This is a genomic window from Pseudoduganella sp. R-32, assembly GCF_049913245.1.
GTDB lineage: Bacteria > Pseudomonadota > Gammaproteobacteria > Burkholderiales > Burkholderiaceae_D > Rugamonas.
On record NZ_CP183987.1, the window covers coordinates 5,928,958 to 5,943,254 of the forward strand.

Annotated in this window: 12 protein-coding genes; 3 read left to right on the forward strand and 9 right to left on the reverse strand. The window is 65.2% G+C overall.

Annotated features, from left to right (window positions below; genetic code table 11):
- Positions 1 to 68: 68 nt before the first annotated feature.
- Entirely contained in the window at positions 69 to 887 is an 819-nt protein-coding gene (locus ACN9MU_RS27120; RefSeq protein WP_426343715.1) for a helix-turn-helix domain-containing protein, read from the forward strand.
- Here the strand turns inward: ACN9MU_RS27120 and ACN9MU_RS27125 are convergent.
- The 6 genes from ACN9MU_RS27125 to ACN9MU_RS27150 form a co-directional block, all read right to left on the reverse strand.
- Positions 884 to 1,606, reverse strand: coding sequence for a PEP-CTERM sorting domain-containing protein (locus ACN9MU_RS27125; protein ID WP_426319154.1), 723 nt, complete (start codon positions 1,604 to 1,606; stop codon positions 884 to 886). The genes ACN9MU_RS27120 and ACN9MU_RS27125 overlap by 4 nt on opposite strands.
- An 81-nt stretch (positions 1,607 to 1,687) precedes the next feature.
- Positions 1,688 to 2,569 (reverse strand): SMP-30/gluconolactonase/LRE family protein, encoded by an 882-nt coding sequence (locus tag ACN9MU_RS27130; protein WP_426343716.1) that lies wholly within the window; start codon positions 2,567 to 2,569, stop codon positions 1,688 to 1,690.
- Positions 2,569 to 3,978, reverse strand: a complete 1,410-nt coding sequence (locus ACN9MU_RS27135) for an MFS transporter (RefSeq protein WP_426164550.1) — start codon at positions 3,976 to 3,978, stop codon at positions 2,569 to 2,571. The genes ACN9MU_RS27130 and ACN9MU_RS27135 overlap by 1 nt, the downstream gene beginning before the upstream one ends.
- Before the next feature lie 51 nt (positions 3,979 to 4,029).
- Positions 4,030 to 5,610, reverse strand: a complete 1,581-nt coding sequence (locus tag ACN9MU_RS27140) for an aldehyde dehydrogenase (NADP(+)) (protein ID WP_426164552.1) — start codon at positions 5,608 to 5,610, stop codon at positions 4,030 to 4,032.
- Complete coding sequence (kdgD, locus tag ACN9MU_RS27145) at positions 5,610 to 6,521, reverse strand: 5-dehydro-4-deoxyglucarate dehydratase (RefSeq protein ID WP_426164554.1); 912 nt, start codon at positions 6,519 to 6,521, stop codon at positions 5,610 to 5,612. Before kdgD ends, ACN9MU_RS27140 begins: the two co-directional genes overlap by 1 nt.
- Before the next feature lie 117 nt (positions 6,522 to 6,638).
- The gene (locus ACN9MU_RS27150) at positions 6,639 to 7,370 is read right to left on the reverse strand and encodes a FadR/GntR family transcriptional regulator (RefSeq protein WP_426164556.1); all 732 of its coding nucleotides are present in this window, start codon (positions 7,368 to 7,370) and stop codon (positions 6,639 to 6,641) included.
- A 131-nt stretch (positions 7,371 to 7,501) separates the two neighbouring features.
- Between ACN9MU_RS27150 and ACN9MU_RS27155 the strand changes: the two genes are divergently transcribed.
- Positions 7,502 to 8,203: a FadR/GntR family transcriptional regulator gene (locus ACN9MU_RS27155; protein ID WP_426343717.1), complete on the forward strand. Its 702-nt coding sequence runs from the start codon at positions 7,502 to 7,504 to the stop codon at positions 8,201 to 8,203.
- Positions 8,204 to 8,275: 72 nt separating this feature from the next.
- On the forward strand, positions 8,276 to 10,045 hold the full coding sequence (locus tag ACN9MU_RS27160; RefSeq protein ID WP_426343718.1) for a GDSL-type esterase/lipase family protein: 1,770 nt from the start codon (positions 8,276 to 8,278) through the stop codon (positions 10,043 to 10,045).
- On the opposite strand, the gene ACN9MU_RS27165 is transcribed toward ACN9MU_RS27160, so the two are convergent.
- From ACN9MU_RS27165 to ACN9MU_RS27175, 3 genes are read right to left on the reverse strand one after another with little or no spacing between them, the layout of a single operon-like run.
- On the reverse strand, positions 10,042 to 12,576 hold the full coding sequence (locus ACN9MU_RS27165) for a family 43 glycosylhydrolase (protein ID WP_426164562.1): 2,535 nt from the start codon (positions 12,574 to 12,576) through the stop codon (positions 10,042 to 10,044). The two genes, ACN9MU_RS27160 and ACN9MU_RS27165, sit on opposite strands and share 4 nt — an antisense overlap.
- On the reverse strand, positions 12,573 to 13,478 hold the full coding sequence (locus tag ACN9MU_RS27170; protein ID WP_426319159.1) for an aldose 1-epimerase: 906 nt from the start codon (positions 13,476 to 13,478) through the stop codon (positions 12,573 to 12,575). Before ACN9MU_RS27170 ends, ACN9MU_RS27165 begins: the two co-directional genes overlap by 4 nt.
- Positions 13,475 to 14,290, reverse strand: coding sequence for an NAD-dependent epimerase/dehydratase family protein (locus tag ACN9MU_RS27175; RefSeq protein ID WP_426319160.1), 816 nt, complete (start codon positions 14,288 to 14,290; stop codon positions 13,475 to 13,477). Before ACN9MU_RS27175 ends, ACN9MU_RS27170 begins: the two co-directional genes overlap by 4 nt.
- Positions 14,291 to 14,297 lie beyond the last annotated feature (7 nt).

Here is a 14,297-nt window from a genome sequence, read left to right on the forward strand (position 1 = left end):
GGTCTGATGCGAAGCAATGACCTCCCAGGTCATGGAAGCGCAGCGCAAAACCTTGTTACCATGGCCACATGAATGCAAACCCGCTTCCGATCGCCCACGTCGGCGCCCTGCTGCGCGAGTGGCGCTCCGCCCGCCGCCTGAGCCAGATGGACCTGGCGCTGGACGCCGGCCTCTCCACACGCCACTTGAGCTGCATTGAAACCGGCAAGGCCCAGCCCAGCCGCGAGATCCTGGCGCGCCTCGCCGACACGCTGGAAATGACGCTGCGCGACCGCAACTCGCTGCTGGTCGCCGCCGGCTATGCGCCGCGCTACACGGAATCGGCGCTGGCCAATCCCGAGCTGGCGCCGATGCGGCGCGCGATCGAAGCAATGCTGAAGCAGCAGGAACCCTACCCCGCCTTCCTGATGAATCGCCACTGGGATATCGTGATGGCGAACGGCGCCGCCGTCCGCATGAACCGCTGGCTGCTGGGCGGCCGCGACAGCCCGCACCGCAATATGCTGCGCCATGCCTTCGACCCGCAGGACTTGCGTGCCGTACTCGTAAATTGGGAGGAAATCGCGGGCACCCTGCTGGCCCACCTGCACAAGCTGGTCGCCACGGCGCCCAGCGACGCGAAGGCGCGCGAGCTGCTGGAAGAAGTCCTGGCCTATCCGGGTGTGCCTGAAAAATGGCGCCAGCGCGACCTGCGCGCCGTGCCCGCGCCGCTGCTTGAAACCGTATTCGAGCGCGACGGCCGGCGCGTGGCATTCTTCTCCACCATCACCACCTTCGGCACCCCGCGCGACGTCACGCTGGAAGAACTCCACATCGAATCGTGCTTCCCGGCCGACCAAGCCAGCGCGGCATTCTGCAGCGCCCTGCAAGAGGATCCGGCAAATTAGCCGCGCTTCCGCCTGCGCAGCCCTGCGATGGCAACCAGGCCGATGCCAAACAGTGCAGGCGCCGCCGGTTCAGGCACGGCAGCCATTTCCAGCTTGCCATCCCATCCTTCCGCCTCGATCAGCGACTCGTCGCCAGTCACCGGATCGACGCTGCTGCGATCCCACTCTGTCATGAAAGTCTTCCTGGTAAAAGCCTGGCGCTGCCACAAGGAGCCTGCAAGTGCCGCATCCATGGCCGTATCGAGAGCCAGCCCTGCGCCCTGATAGCGAAATATGTAACCGGTGAAAAAGCCCTTGCGAGTGATACCGGTCGCGTCGTCAGAATCCACGTAACTGATGGTAGTGAAATTGAAGTAGCCTGTATAGCTACCATCGCCATTGACCTGGAGCCGGGAAATCAGGCCTGCACGGGGAGGTTCCGTGCTTCCCGTCCGCCGCTGGTATGCATCGTCGTACGGCGAGCGGAAGTCTGCGGTGTCCAGATCGAACCAGCAATGCGAGTTATGCTCGGTCCCGGAATAGCTGCCGAAGCAGCTCGACGGCGTCAGACTGGAGCGCATTGTCCCGCCAAATGGGGTGAAGACTTCCGAGTCTTCCAGAGTGCCCGCTCCCGTGGACGTCCAATGAACTGCGGAAGTGACGTTAAAGCTGCTTGTAATGCCAGCCTGCGCCGGCACGGCAAGCGCCAGCAGCATGGCCGGCAAAACGAAAAGTTTCATACTTTATTTGCAATTGGTAAAAAATAAAGTATGAACGGAAATTAACAAAAAGAAAACTCACTTTTGCAGAATTGCAACAGATTAATGCGCGTTCCATCGAACTTCGGCGAGACCCTGCACGCCGGGACGCAGCAGCAAGACCGAGCCGGGCCAGTCGTCGCCGGCATTGCCCGGGTCGATCGAGGTCACCAGCAGCGTGGACAGGTCGGGACCGCCGAAACTGCACATCGATGGCTTGGCAAACGGCAGTGCGATTGCCCGATCGAGCGCGCCGCCCGGCGTGTAGCGCTGCAGCAGGCCGCCGTCATTGGCGCAGGTCCAGTAGCAGCCGTCGGCATCGACGGCGGCACCGTCGGGACGGCCTTTCTGCGTGCCCAGGTCGAGGAAGATGCGCTTGTTGTGCGGCGTGCCGCTGCCGATGTCGTAATCAAAGGCCCACACCATGCGCCGCTTCGGGTGCGAGTCGGACAGGTACATCACGTCGCCGCGTGGCGAGAACGCCGTGCCGTTCTGGGTCAGCATGCCGGACACGAAAGGCGCAGACAGCCCTTCCGCGGCGGTATAACGATAGAGCTGACCGACCGCGCGTTCCGCCGCCATGTCCATGAACATGGTGCCGGCCCAGAAGCGTCCTTGCCGGTCGCAGCGGCCGTCGTTGAAGCGCATGCCCTGGCCCAGCTCGGAAGATGGCGGCGCAGCCAGGCGCTCCGCCGATACGCTGCCGTCATCCTGCAGCACGAGGTGGAAGATGCCCGTCTCCATGCCTGCGATGAAGCCGCCGCGCGCGGCGGGCGACAGGCAGGCCACCATCTCCGGGGCATCCCAGAAGCGGGTCGCGCCGCTGGCGTAATCGAGGCGCCAGATGCGGCGCGCCGGAATGTCGACCCAATACCAGGCGCCCTCGCCCGCGTGCCAGGTGGGGCTTTCACCCACCGTGCAATGTACACCGCTTACTTTTTCCATCAGAGGTCAGTGATTTCCTTATGCGCCGGCACCAGCGCCTTCATGATGCACCAGGCGAGCAGGTAAGCCAGTGCGCAGAAGGTGAACATGATCATGTAGCCGGTCTGGATCTGGCCCAGCGCGTTGTAATAGTCGAACAGCTTGCCGGCCACCTTGGTGATCAGCACGCCGCCCAGGCCGCCTGCCATGCCGCCGATGCCCACCACGGAGCCGACGCTGTGCTTCGGGAACATGTCCGACACGGTGGTGAACAGGTTGGCGGACCATGCCTGGTGCGCCGAGGCGCCGATGCCGATCAGGATCACCGGCACCCAGATGCCGAGGTAGCCAAGCGGCTGCGCCAGCAGCACCGCCAGCGGGAAGAAAGCGATGGCCAGCATGGCGCGCATGCGGCCGTGATAAACGCTGGCGCCGCGATTGATGAAGAAGGTCGGGAACCAGCCGCCGCCGATGGAGCCGAACATGGTCATCGAATACAGCACCGCAAGCGGCACCACCATTTCGGTGGCCGACACGCCGTACTGGGCCGACATGAACTTCGGCAGCCAGAAAAGGAAGAACCACCAGACGCCGTCGGTCAGGAATTTGCCGACCGTGAAAGCCCAGGTCTGGCGGTAGGCCAGCAGCTTGAACCAGGAAGCCTTGCGCGCAGCGGCGCCGGCCGGCGCTGCCGCCGGAGCATCGGCCGCATCGCTGTTGATGTAATCGAGTTCCGCGCGCGACAGGCGCTTCTGCCTTGACGGCGCATCGTAGAAAACCAGCCAGAAGCCCATCCAGAGGAAGCCGATTGCGCCGATGATGATGAAGGCGGACTGCCAGCCCCAGGCCTCGGCGATCAGAGGCACCGTGATCGGCGCCAGGATCGCGCCGATATTCGCGCCGGAGTTGAAGATGCCGGTGGCGAAGGAGCGCTCCTTCTTCGGGAAGTATTCTGCGGTGGCCTTGATGGCGGCAGGGAAGTTGCCTGCCTCGCCCAGCGCGAGCACGGCGCGGCCCACCATGAAGCCGGCCACCGATACGGGTACGGCGGCAATGCCCACCGCAGCGAGGACGTTGGAGAACGTGGCGCCGATCGGCACCGAGTAGGCGTGCAGGATCGCGCCAAGCGACCATACGACAATGGCCAGCACGAAGGCGCGGCGCGTGCCCATCCTGTCGATCACGCGGCCGGCGAACAGCATCGAGATCGCGTACACGAACTGGAACACGGCGGCGATGTTGGCGTAGTCGGTATTTGACCAGCCGAATTCCTTCGACAGCGCGGGCGCCAGCAGCGACAGCACCTGGCGGTCGAGGTAGTTGATGGTGGTGGCGAAGAACAGCAGGCCACAGATGGTCCAGCGGTATTTGCCGATGGCGGCGGCCGGTTCGGCCGCCAGGCCGACGGCTTGCGGGTTGGGCTGATTCATAGTTTCTTGTATTCGAAAGCGGCCGGCGTCTCCTCCGGCCGTACTACTCAATCAAACTGCCGTGCGCAGCTCCCCATCCACGATGCGTGCCAGGCGCAGTGGATTATCGTCCTGCAGGGCGGCCGGCAGCAAGGCCGCCGGCACATTCTGGTAGCTTACCGGACGCAGGAAGCGCTCGATGGCCGTGGCGCCGACGGACGTGGTGCGGGTGTCCGAAGTGGCCGGGAACGGGCCGCCGTGCACCATCGCGTGGCAGACCTCGACGCCGGTCGGAAAGCCGTTGAACAGCACGCGGCCCGCCTTGCGTTCCAGCGTCGGCAGCAGCCGGCCCGCCAGCGGATGGTCGTCGGCCGTGCAGTGCACGGTGGCGGTCAGCTGCCCTTCCAGGCTGGCGGCAAGGCGCAGCATTTCGGCTTCGTCGCGGCAGGCGATCAGTACCGAGGCCGGGCCGAAGACTTCTTCCTGCAGCGCGTGGCTGGCAACGAAAGTCTCCGCGTCGACGCGGAACAGCGCAGCCTGGGCGGCGCAGCCGGCGCCCTCTTGCTGCCCCAGGGCCAGCAGCTTGACGCCTGCGGCATCGGACAAGCGGCCGACGCCGGATTCATACGCCTTGTGGATGCCGGCGGTCAGCATGGTGCCGGCGCCTTTCGGCTGCAGCGCAGCGGCTGCGGCTGCGGCAAAGCGGTCGAAATCCGGACCGGCCACGCCGATCACCAGGCCTGGATTGGTGCAGAACTGGCCGACGCCCATGGTCAGCGACTCGACGAAAGCGGCGCCCAGTGCTTCGGCGTTTGCAGCCAGGACCGCGGGCAGCATGAAGACCGGATTGATGCTGCTCATTTCCGCATAAACCGGGATCGGCTCATGGCGCGCGGCGGCGGTGCGCATCAGGGCCGTACCGCCCTGGCGCGAGCCGGTAAAGCCGACAGCCTTGATCGACGGGTTGGCAACCAGCGCCTGGCCAACCACGCGGCCATCGCCGTGAATCATGGAGAACACGCCTTCCGGCATGCCGCAATCGGCGACCGCCTTCTGCACGGCGCGCGCCACCAGCTCGGACGTGCCAGGATGGGCGGCATGCGCCTTCACCACGACCGGGCAGCCGGCGGCCAGCGCAGATGCGGTGTCGCCGCCCGCGACAGAAAACGCCAGCGGGAAGTTGGACGCGCCGAACACCGCGACCGGGCCGACGGCGATCTTGCGCAGGCGCAGGTCTGGGCGCGGCGGCGTGCGCTGCGGCAGCGCGGAGTCCAGCGTGGCGTGCTGCCAGTGGCCATCGCGCACGACTTTTGCGAACAGGCGCAGCTGGTTGACGGTGCGGCCACGCTCGCCTTCCAGGCGCGCTTGCGGCAGGCCGGTTTCGGCCATGGCGCGCTCGGTCAGGGTGGCGCCCAGCGCATCGATGTTGCTGGCGACCGCCTCCAGGAAGGCGGCGCGCGCTTCCGGCGTGGTGGCGCGGTAGGCGTCGAAGGCCTGTTCGGCCAGCGCGCAGGCTCGCTCCACATCCGTCAGGTCGGCCTGGCCGAACGGCGGCTGCAGGTTTTCCCTGGTCGCCGGGTTGAAGGCCAACAGCGTGCCGGCAGCGCCGCGCACCAGTTGCCGGCCGATGATCATTTCACCGGTGATCTGCATTATTGGGCACCTTGCTTCTTGATCAGGGCCAGCAGCATGGCGTCTTCTTCCGCGGTCAGGTCCGTCAGCGGAGCGCGTACCGGGCCGCCGGAATGGCCAACCAGGCGGGCGCCAGCCTTGACGATCGACACGGCATAGCCGGCCTTGCGGTTGCGAATGTCCAGGTATGGCAGGAAGAATTCATCCAGCATGCGGTCGGTTTCGGCGGTATTGCCGGCTGCGGTGGCGTGGTAGAAGTCCATCGCCAGCTTCGGCACGAAGTTGAACACGGCCGAGGAGTAGACCGGAGTGCCCAGCGCCTTGTAGGCGCCGGCATACACTTCCGCAGTCGGCAGGCCGCCCAGGTAGGAGAAACGGTCGCCCAGCTTGCGGTAGATCTGCACCATCAGTTCGATTTCGCCCACGCCGTCCTTGAAGCCGATCAGGTTCGGGCAGCGCTCGGCCAGGATCGCCAGCGAATTGGCGTTCAGGCGGCAGTTGGCGCGGTTGTACACGATCACGCCGATCTTCACGGAGGCGCACACCTGGGCCACGTGTTCGATCAGGCCGTCCTGGCTTGCCTCGGTCAGGTAGTGCGGCAGCAGCAGCAGGCCGTCGGCGCCCAGGCGCTCTGCTTCCTGCGCCAGCGCGATGGCCTGGCGGGTCGGGCCGCCGGTGCCAGCCAGCAGCGGCACCTTGCCGCGGCAGCTTTCCACGGCAACCTTGATCACCTGCGAATATTCAGGAGCGGTCAGCGAGAAGAACTCACCGGTGCCGCCGGCGGCGAACAGTGCGCTCGCGCCGTAAGGAGCCAGCCAGTCCAGGCGTTCGGCATAGGTTTTGGCGTTGAAATTGCCTTCAGCGTCAAAGTCGGTGATCGGGAAGGACAGCAGGCCGGACGACATGACTTTCTTGAGTTCTTGCGGGGACATGGACATCGTTGACTCCTAAGTGTGGTTTTTGCACGAATCGAGCGCGAGCTCAGTTGTAAGTCATCGTACAACCTAGTTTAAGCGAACGCAAGCGAAAAAAGGGGACGTACCCCTTTTTTATGCGGCGTTTTCGAAACGTTGCTGGGCCTGCAACAGGCGTTCGCGCGAGTTGGAAAGGTGGGTGCGCATGGCGGCGCGGGCAGCTTCCGGATCCTGGCGCTGGATGGCGCGGAAGATGTCTTCGTGTTCGCGGTGCACGCGTTCGAGGTAGTCGGCCGGGCGGTCCTGCGCCAGGTTGGCGGTGTTGACGCGCGCGCGCGGAATGATCGCCTGTCCGAGCTGGCCGAGGATGTCGACGAAGTAGCGGTTGCCGGTGGCCTTGGCGATCACCAGGTGGAAGCGCCGATCGGCTTCCACCGAGGCGCGGCCCTGCTCCATCGCCTGCCGCATATCTGCCAGCGCCTGCGCCAGTTCAGCCACCTGCTCGTCGCTGCGGCGGGTAGCAGCCAGGCCAGCGGTCTCGGTTTCCATGCTGATGCGCAGTTCGAGAATGGCCAGCACATCGCGCACGGTGACGATGCTCTCGGCATCGATGCCCAGGCCACCGCTGTTGCGCGGCTTCTCCAGCACGAAGGTGCCGATGCCGTGGCGGGTCTGCACCAGCCCGGCCGCCTGCAGGTGCGAGATGGCTTCGCGCACCACGGTGCGACTGACGCCGTGCTGCTCCATGATGGCCGATTCGGTCGGCAGCTTGTCGCCGGGTTTCAGCACGCCGCTGTTGATGCTGCCGCTGATCTGTTCGACCACGCCCTGGGCCAGGGTGTGTCGCTTGCGAGGGAGAATAGTCATGGCCTCCATTATACATGCAAAAAAGATGTCAGACATCCTATCAGAGACATCTCCGGCGTTTGGCAGCTGTTGCTTTCTTGCGAAATTGGCCGGACCAAATTAAAATCGGTCGACTTCTCAAGGGACCTCGCATGAACAAAAAAACCGTTGCTACGGAGCCGAATCCAGCAGCCGAACAACGGCTGTACCGCGTGGTCGCAGCCAAGATCCAGGACCTGATCCGCGAAGAGAACATCAAGCCCAGCACCCGCCTGCCGGCAGAGCGCGACCTGGCAGCGAAACTGAGCGTCAGCCGCGCTTCGCTGCGCGAGGCGCTGATTGCCCTGGAGCTGTCCGGCATCGTCGAAGTGCGTGGCGGTTCGGGCGTGTACGTCAGCGAAAAGGCTTCCGCTCCTTCCGACGTGGCCGAAGGCGGACCGGGTCCGTTCGAAGTGCTGGCGGCGCGCCGCCTGATCGAATCCGAAGTCGCAGCCATTGCAGCCAAGATGGCGACCGATTCCGCGATCGATGCGATCCTGCGTGCGGCGGCCGAGATGGAGCAGCACCACTCTGACCGCGCCACCAATGAACAGGCCGACCGCAACTTCCACCTGGCGATCGCACGCGCTACCGGCAACACCGCGCTGGTGGGGGTGGTCGAAACACTGTGGAACCAGCGCGGCACCATGTGGCACAAGCTGAAAGAGCACTTCCAGACGGAAGAGCTGCGCCAGAACACGCTGGACGACCATCGCAATATCGTGGCGGCCATTGCTGCGCACGATGCGGCCGGCGCCCGCCAGGCCATGCGCGCCCACCTGGAACGCGTTACCAAGACCTTCTCACGCGGCTAAAATAATTTGGCCTGACCACTTGCATGCATGGTCAGGCCAAAATAGAATGAGGTGAACTTCAGGGGGAGCCTCATGCTACGTCACATCCTTTTGTCCCTGGCCTGCGTGGCCAGCCTGCCGGCTTTTGCCGCCGACCGCATCATCCTGGTCGGCGATTCGACCGTCGCCAGCGGCGGCGGATATGGCGATTACCTGTGCCGGCGGCAGCGCCCCGACACCACCTGCCTGAATCTCGCCAAGAACGGCCGCAGCTCAAGTTCCTTCCGTGCCGAAGGCCGTTGGGACGAGGCGCAGGCCTTGCTGCGCAACGGCGCAGGCTTCCGCAACACTTACGTGCTGATGCAGTTCGGCCACAACGACCAGCCGGGCAAACCGGGCCGCTCGACGGACCTGGTCACGGAGTATCCCGCCAACCTGGCACGCTATGTGGCGGACGTGAAGGCTGGCGGCGGCGTGCCGGTGCTGGTGACTTCCCTCACCCGCCGCAGCTTCCGGAATGGCTATGTCTGGAACGACCTGGCGCCGTGGGCGACAGCGGCGCGCGAAGTGGCCCAGCGCGAAGGCGTGGCCGTACTGGACCTGAATGCCCTGTCGCTGGCAGCCGTGCAGGCAATGGGACCGGCGGAAGCGGACACGCTGGCCCAGCCCAAGGGTGCGGGCTTCGACTACACCCACCTTGGCCCGAAAGGCGGCCGCTTCTTCGGCGACATGGCTGCGCGCGAACTGCTGCGGCTATTCCCTGCCCTCCGCCCGCTCGCTGATCCGGACGACACATCGCGGCAGGCAGCGCGCGAACATGCGCCGGCCGACGGCTGGGCCGGCGAGCAAGGCGGCACGCGCGGCGGCGCTGCGGCTTCCGCTGGCCACGTGCATACCGTCTCCACGCCCGCCGAGCTGAAGGCTGCGGTGGCCGGCACTGCCGACGCGCGCATCATTCAGGTGCGCGGCACCCTCGACATGGCCGATGGCGCCAAGGTCGGCGTGGTGCGGCTGCCGTCCAACACCACGTTAATCGGCCTTGGGGAAGATGCCGGTTTCGTCAACGCCAGCCTGATAGTCGGCAATGTGAGCCAGGTCATCATCCGCAACCTTTCGATCAGCAATCCCTGCGATCCCGATCCGAAATGGGACCCGCAGGACGGCGCCAATGGCAATTGGAATTCGCTGTACGACGGTATCACGGTCACCGGATCGCACCACGTCTGGATCGACCATAACAGCTTCACCGATGTGCCGCGCACCGACGGCCAGTCTCCTAAAGAGAACGGCATGCTGAAACAATGCCACGACGGCGCGCTAGATATCACTTCGGCTTCGGACTTCGTCACGGTGTCGTACAACCACTTCGCTTTGCACGAAAAGAACACGCTGGTAGGCGCCAGCGACCGCGCCACGGGTGATGAAGGCCACTTGCGCGTCACCTTCTCAAACAACTTCTTCGAGCAAGTGACGGCGCGCACGCCACGCGTGCGATTCGGTCAAGTCCACCTGTTCAACAACTATCACAAGGGCTCGCGCAAGCACGCCGAATATCCGCATGAATACAGCGTCGGCATCGCCAGGCAGGCGCGCGTGATCATTGATGCCAACGCCTACGATATCGAAGGCGCGCGCGGCTGCGGCGACGTGCTGCACAATCCCGGCAAATCCGAAGCAGGCGCCGTGCTGGACCACGGCTCGCTCTTGAACGGCAAGGCGCTGGCAGATTGCGGCTTTGCGACCGACGTCGGCTGGAGCGTGCCGTACGCCTTCCGCGCCCTGCCCGCCGCCGACGTGCAGCCCAACGTCATGACCAATGCCGGTGCCGGCCACCTCGGCAAACTGCAGCCAGCATCCCGCTAAGGCGTAATGCGCAGATAATCGATATCGGCGTAGGCGCCCTTCGCGCCGGTGGCGAACAGCCCGACCTGGGCGCCAACCCAGCGTCCCATGGCGGCCGTGAACGGCGTGCCGGCGGGTGTGAAGTTCACCCCGTCCTGGCTGTAGGAGAAGGCGGTTTGTCCGCCTGCGCCAACGTCCATGCGAAGGTGGGTGAAAGTCTTCAGCGGCAAGGCGTTCGACGCTTCCTGCCGCTCCTTGCATTTGTCATTGGCCGCCTCGCAGCGCACGTAGACAATGCGCAGTTCACCATGCTCGCGGTGCAAGCCGAGCCAGGCGTAGCTTTGCCCGTACATGGCCAGGCCGACCGTGTCGCCGTCCGCAACGGCTTGCAGCTCAAGCTTTGCCACTGCAGAAAAGACTGGTGCGGGCAGTTTCTGCGTCAGCACGGCCGGCAGGGAACGCAGCGGTGCGATCGGCGCTTCGCCATTGGCCGGCACCGGAGCAGGCTGCGCGTACAGCCGCAGGAAGCCGGCACGCTCTGTCAGCGAGTACCAGCCGGGGGCCGGATTGACCACCCATTGCCATTGCGGCGCGAGGCGCTTCGCCCGGAATTCGTCGCCGATGTCCGGCCAGGCCGGCGCCGGGACCGACGCTGCGGCAGCCATGGTCGCCGGCTTGGCGAATTCAGCAACCGGTTGACCAACGCCAGGCTTGGCCGAAGCTTCGCCAATGATCGGCCAGCCATCGTCCTGCCAGCGCATTGGCTGTAAATGCACCACGCGGCCGAAAGCGCGCTTGTCCTGGAAGTGAAAGAACCAGTCGGTCCCGTCCTCCGCACGCACCCAGGCCCCCTGGTGCGGCCCGTTGACGGCCGAACTGCCTTGCTCCATCACGATGCGCGCCTCGTACGGTCCGTCGACATGCCGCGAGCGGAACACCGACTGCCACCCGGTCTCCACACCGCCAGCCGGCGCGAACACGTAATACCAGCCGTTGTGCTTATAGAGCTTGGGGCCTTCCAGCGTCTTGTAGCCCGGCAGCGTGTTGCCGTCGATGACCACGCGGCTCACGTCATCCAGCATGCGGCTGCCATCCGGCGCCATCGGGCGCAGGCTCAGGACGTTGTTGAAGCCAGCGCGCGACTTTGCCCATCCGTGCAGCAGCCATGCCTTGCCATCGTCGTCCCACAGCGGCGCAGGGTCGATCAGGCCCTTGCCGGCCATGAGCAGCCGGGGCTTGCTCCAGGGTCCTCCGAATCGCGTGGCGGTGACGACGTAAATGCCGAAATCCGGGTCTGGGTAGAAGATCCAGAATTTGCCATCGTGGTAACGCAGGCATGGCGCCCACACGCCTTTGCCGTGCTGCGGTGCACGGAACGCTTCCTCCGGCACCAGCCGCGGCAAGGCGTGGCCGACCAGCCGCCAGTTCACCATATCGTCGGACTCCAGCAATGGCAGGCCGGGGACGTTGGTAAAGCTCGAGGAAGTCATGTAGTAGCGCGTGCCGACGCGGATCACGTCCGGGTCCGAATAGTCGGCGTGCAGGACCGGGTTGCGGTAGCGGCCATCGCCCAGGTCCGGCGACCACGGCGCACGCGCCATTTGCGGCGCGCCAAACGTGCGCTCCAGGAAGGCTTGCATGGCGTCGACGGCCGGCGCCAGCCAGGGATCGAACAGCCAGAACGAATGCGGCGTGCCGGGCAGATTCACGTGCTCGGTCGGGATTTTGTATTGGGCAAGGCGTTGCGCCAAGGCCTCCCGCCCGACGCTGAAGCGCGGTTGTCCGCTGGTGATAAACAGTATCGGGGCACTGCCGGGGCCTGCATGCGTCAGGGGCGAGGCATCTCGCCAGCGCGCCTCCTGTTCCGCATAACGCCCACCCAACCATGCTCCGGCTGCGGTCGGATTCCTGGACGGGTCGTCTTCATGCTTGCGCGCCTCTTCGGAAGTGAAGTCGGACAGGCCATCGATATTGACGGCCGCCTGCACGGCACTGGCCGCATCACGGCCGTTCGTCGTGCCAACCAGCGCGGCGATCTGGCCGCCCGCCGATCCGCCAGCGACAGCAATGCGCTTGTCATCCAGGCCGTATTGCAATGCCGCGGCGCGCAGCCAGCGAATCGCTTCCCTGACGTCGTCGATCGCAGCGGGAAACTGCGCTTCGCCCGACAAACGGTAGTCGACCGTGGCCGCAGCGAAACCCCTGGCCGCAAGGCGCGCCGCCAGCGGCGCCATATTCTGCCGCGTGCCGCTGCGCCATCCGCCACCGTGGACCAGCACCACCAGCGGCCAGGCACGACCGCGGCCGTCGCCATTTGGCCCGGGCAGGTAAAGGTCTAGCTGCAACGCACGCTCACCGCGCTGGACGTAGCCAAGGTCGCGCAGCACGCGCACTGGCGCCGGCGCTTCCGCACTGGCAATCGCTATGTGCGGGTACTGGCCAGCCAGCTTGGCGTATGTCGTTTCGGCGTTATATGGCGCATCGGAAGCCGCCAGGGCGCTCGGCCCGGCGCCGAGCCAGGCGGCAGCAAGCACGGCTTGCAGCGTCCTCACGCAATCTCCTCAACGGTGAAACGCACGGTACGCCGCAGGTCCTGCCCCGGCGCCAGCACGGTCAGCCCATGCGCAGTCGCACCGCCTGGCAGGTTGTGCGCATTGACCGGATGGTCCACGGGCTCGAAGCAGAAGAAGTCTTTGCCCGGCGGTACATACAGGATGTAATAGCCCATGTCCGTGCTGATGTGCAGGCGCAAGCGGCGCGATGGCCAGTCGATTTGCGCTTTGCCGTCCCAGCCGGTGAAGGCATTGTCGACGCCGTCGCTCGGCAAGGGGCGCGGCGCTTCGCCGCAGAAGTTCCACCCTGGCGGCAGCGCGCTTCGCCCGGCTGGCAACTTGTCGGCGCCGGACAGCCACACGCCGTCGGCCACGGCGCGCAGTCGCGCGTCGTCGGGGCAAGGCATCCATGGATGCAGTCCAAGGCCAAACGGCAGCGGATGCCGGCCGTTGTTCGTGACCTTGAGCGTCACACGCAAGACGTTGTCCGACAGCGTGTAAGCCATGTGGGCGGTGAATGCGAATGGCGAACCATCGCGGCGGTAGAGCGAGAGTACGACGCTGCATTCGTCCCGCGCCTCCACATGCCATGGCATGCGCCAGCCTTCGCCGTGGATCGGACAGGGCTCGCCTTCCCGCGTCGGCGCCGGCGTAATGCGGCGGTCCTGGAACTCAAAGCCGCCAGGGGCGATCCGGTTGGACCAGGGGACCAGGGGAAAACAGGCCAGCTGGCCAGGCTGCGGCTGCGCGACGCCATCGGCAAGGGGACGCAGCACGGGTACCGGCTCGGCAGCGAGGGCGCCGGCGCAACCAGGATTGCCGGCCCAGTCAAGCCGTGCCAGCCCGCCGCCGACAGCAGGCAGCACCACCGCCCGCAAGCCGCCGCTGCGCAGCTCAATCATTTGAACATCGGGCCGTCGAGCAGGAATTTGCCGCCCTGGTAGATCGTGGTGACGTCGTCCTTTTCCGGGAACTCGGACGTATCCGGGAACAGATGCGCGAACTTGGCCGATGAATCCTTCGGGCGATAACCAAGGTGCGCGGCGTAGCGGTTATCCCACCATACCGAATCGTTGTCCGACATGCCGAACACGATGGTGTGGCCCACGCGCGGCGCAAACAGCGAGCAGCGCAGCAGCTCCGTCAGGTCGTCGTAGGACAGGTAGGTCGACATCATGCGCTTGTTGGCCGGCTGCGGGAAGCTGGAGCCGATACGGATGCAAACGGTTTCGATACCGAAGCGGTCGTAGTAATAGCGCGACATCTGCTCGCCGAATACCTTGGAGATGCCGTACATGCTGTCCGGACGTGTCGGCATGTTCGCATCCAGCATATCGGTGGTCTTGTAGTAACCGATCGCATGGTTCGAGCTGGCGAACATCAGGCGCTTCACGCCGTGCTTGTAGGCCGCCTCGTACAGGTTCGCCACGCCCAGGATATTGGCCTGCATGATCGCCTCGAACGGCGCCTCGGTCGAGATGCCGCCGAAGTGCAGCACCGCATCCACACCTTCCATCAGCTTCATCACGGCCGCCTTGTCGGACAGGTCGCATGGCACCAGTTCCTCGCCGGGACGCGCCTCGCCCATGTCCGCGATATCGCTCAGGCGCACCACTTCAGCCCAAGGCTTGATGCGGTCGCGCAGCACCTTGCCCAGGCCGCCGGCGGCACCGGTCATCAGGATGCGCTTGAATGGTTTTCCAGTTTGGCTCATGTCTCTT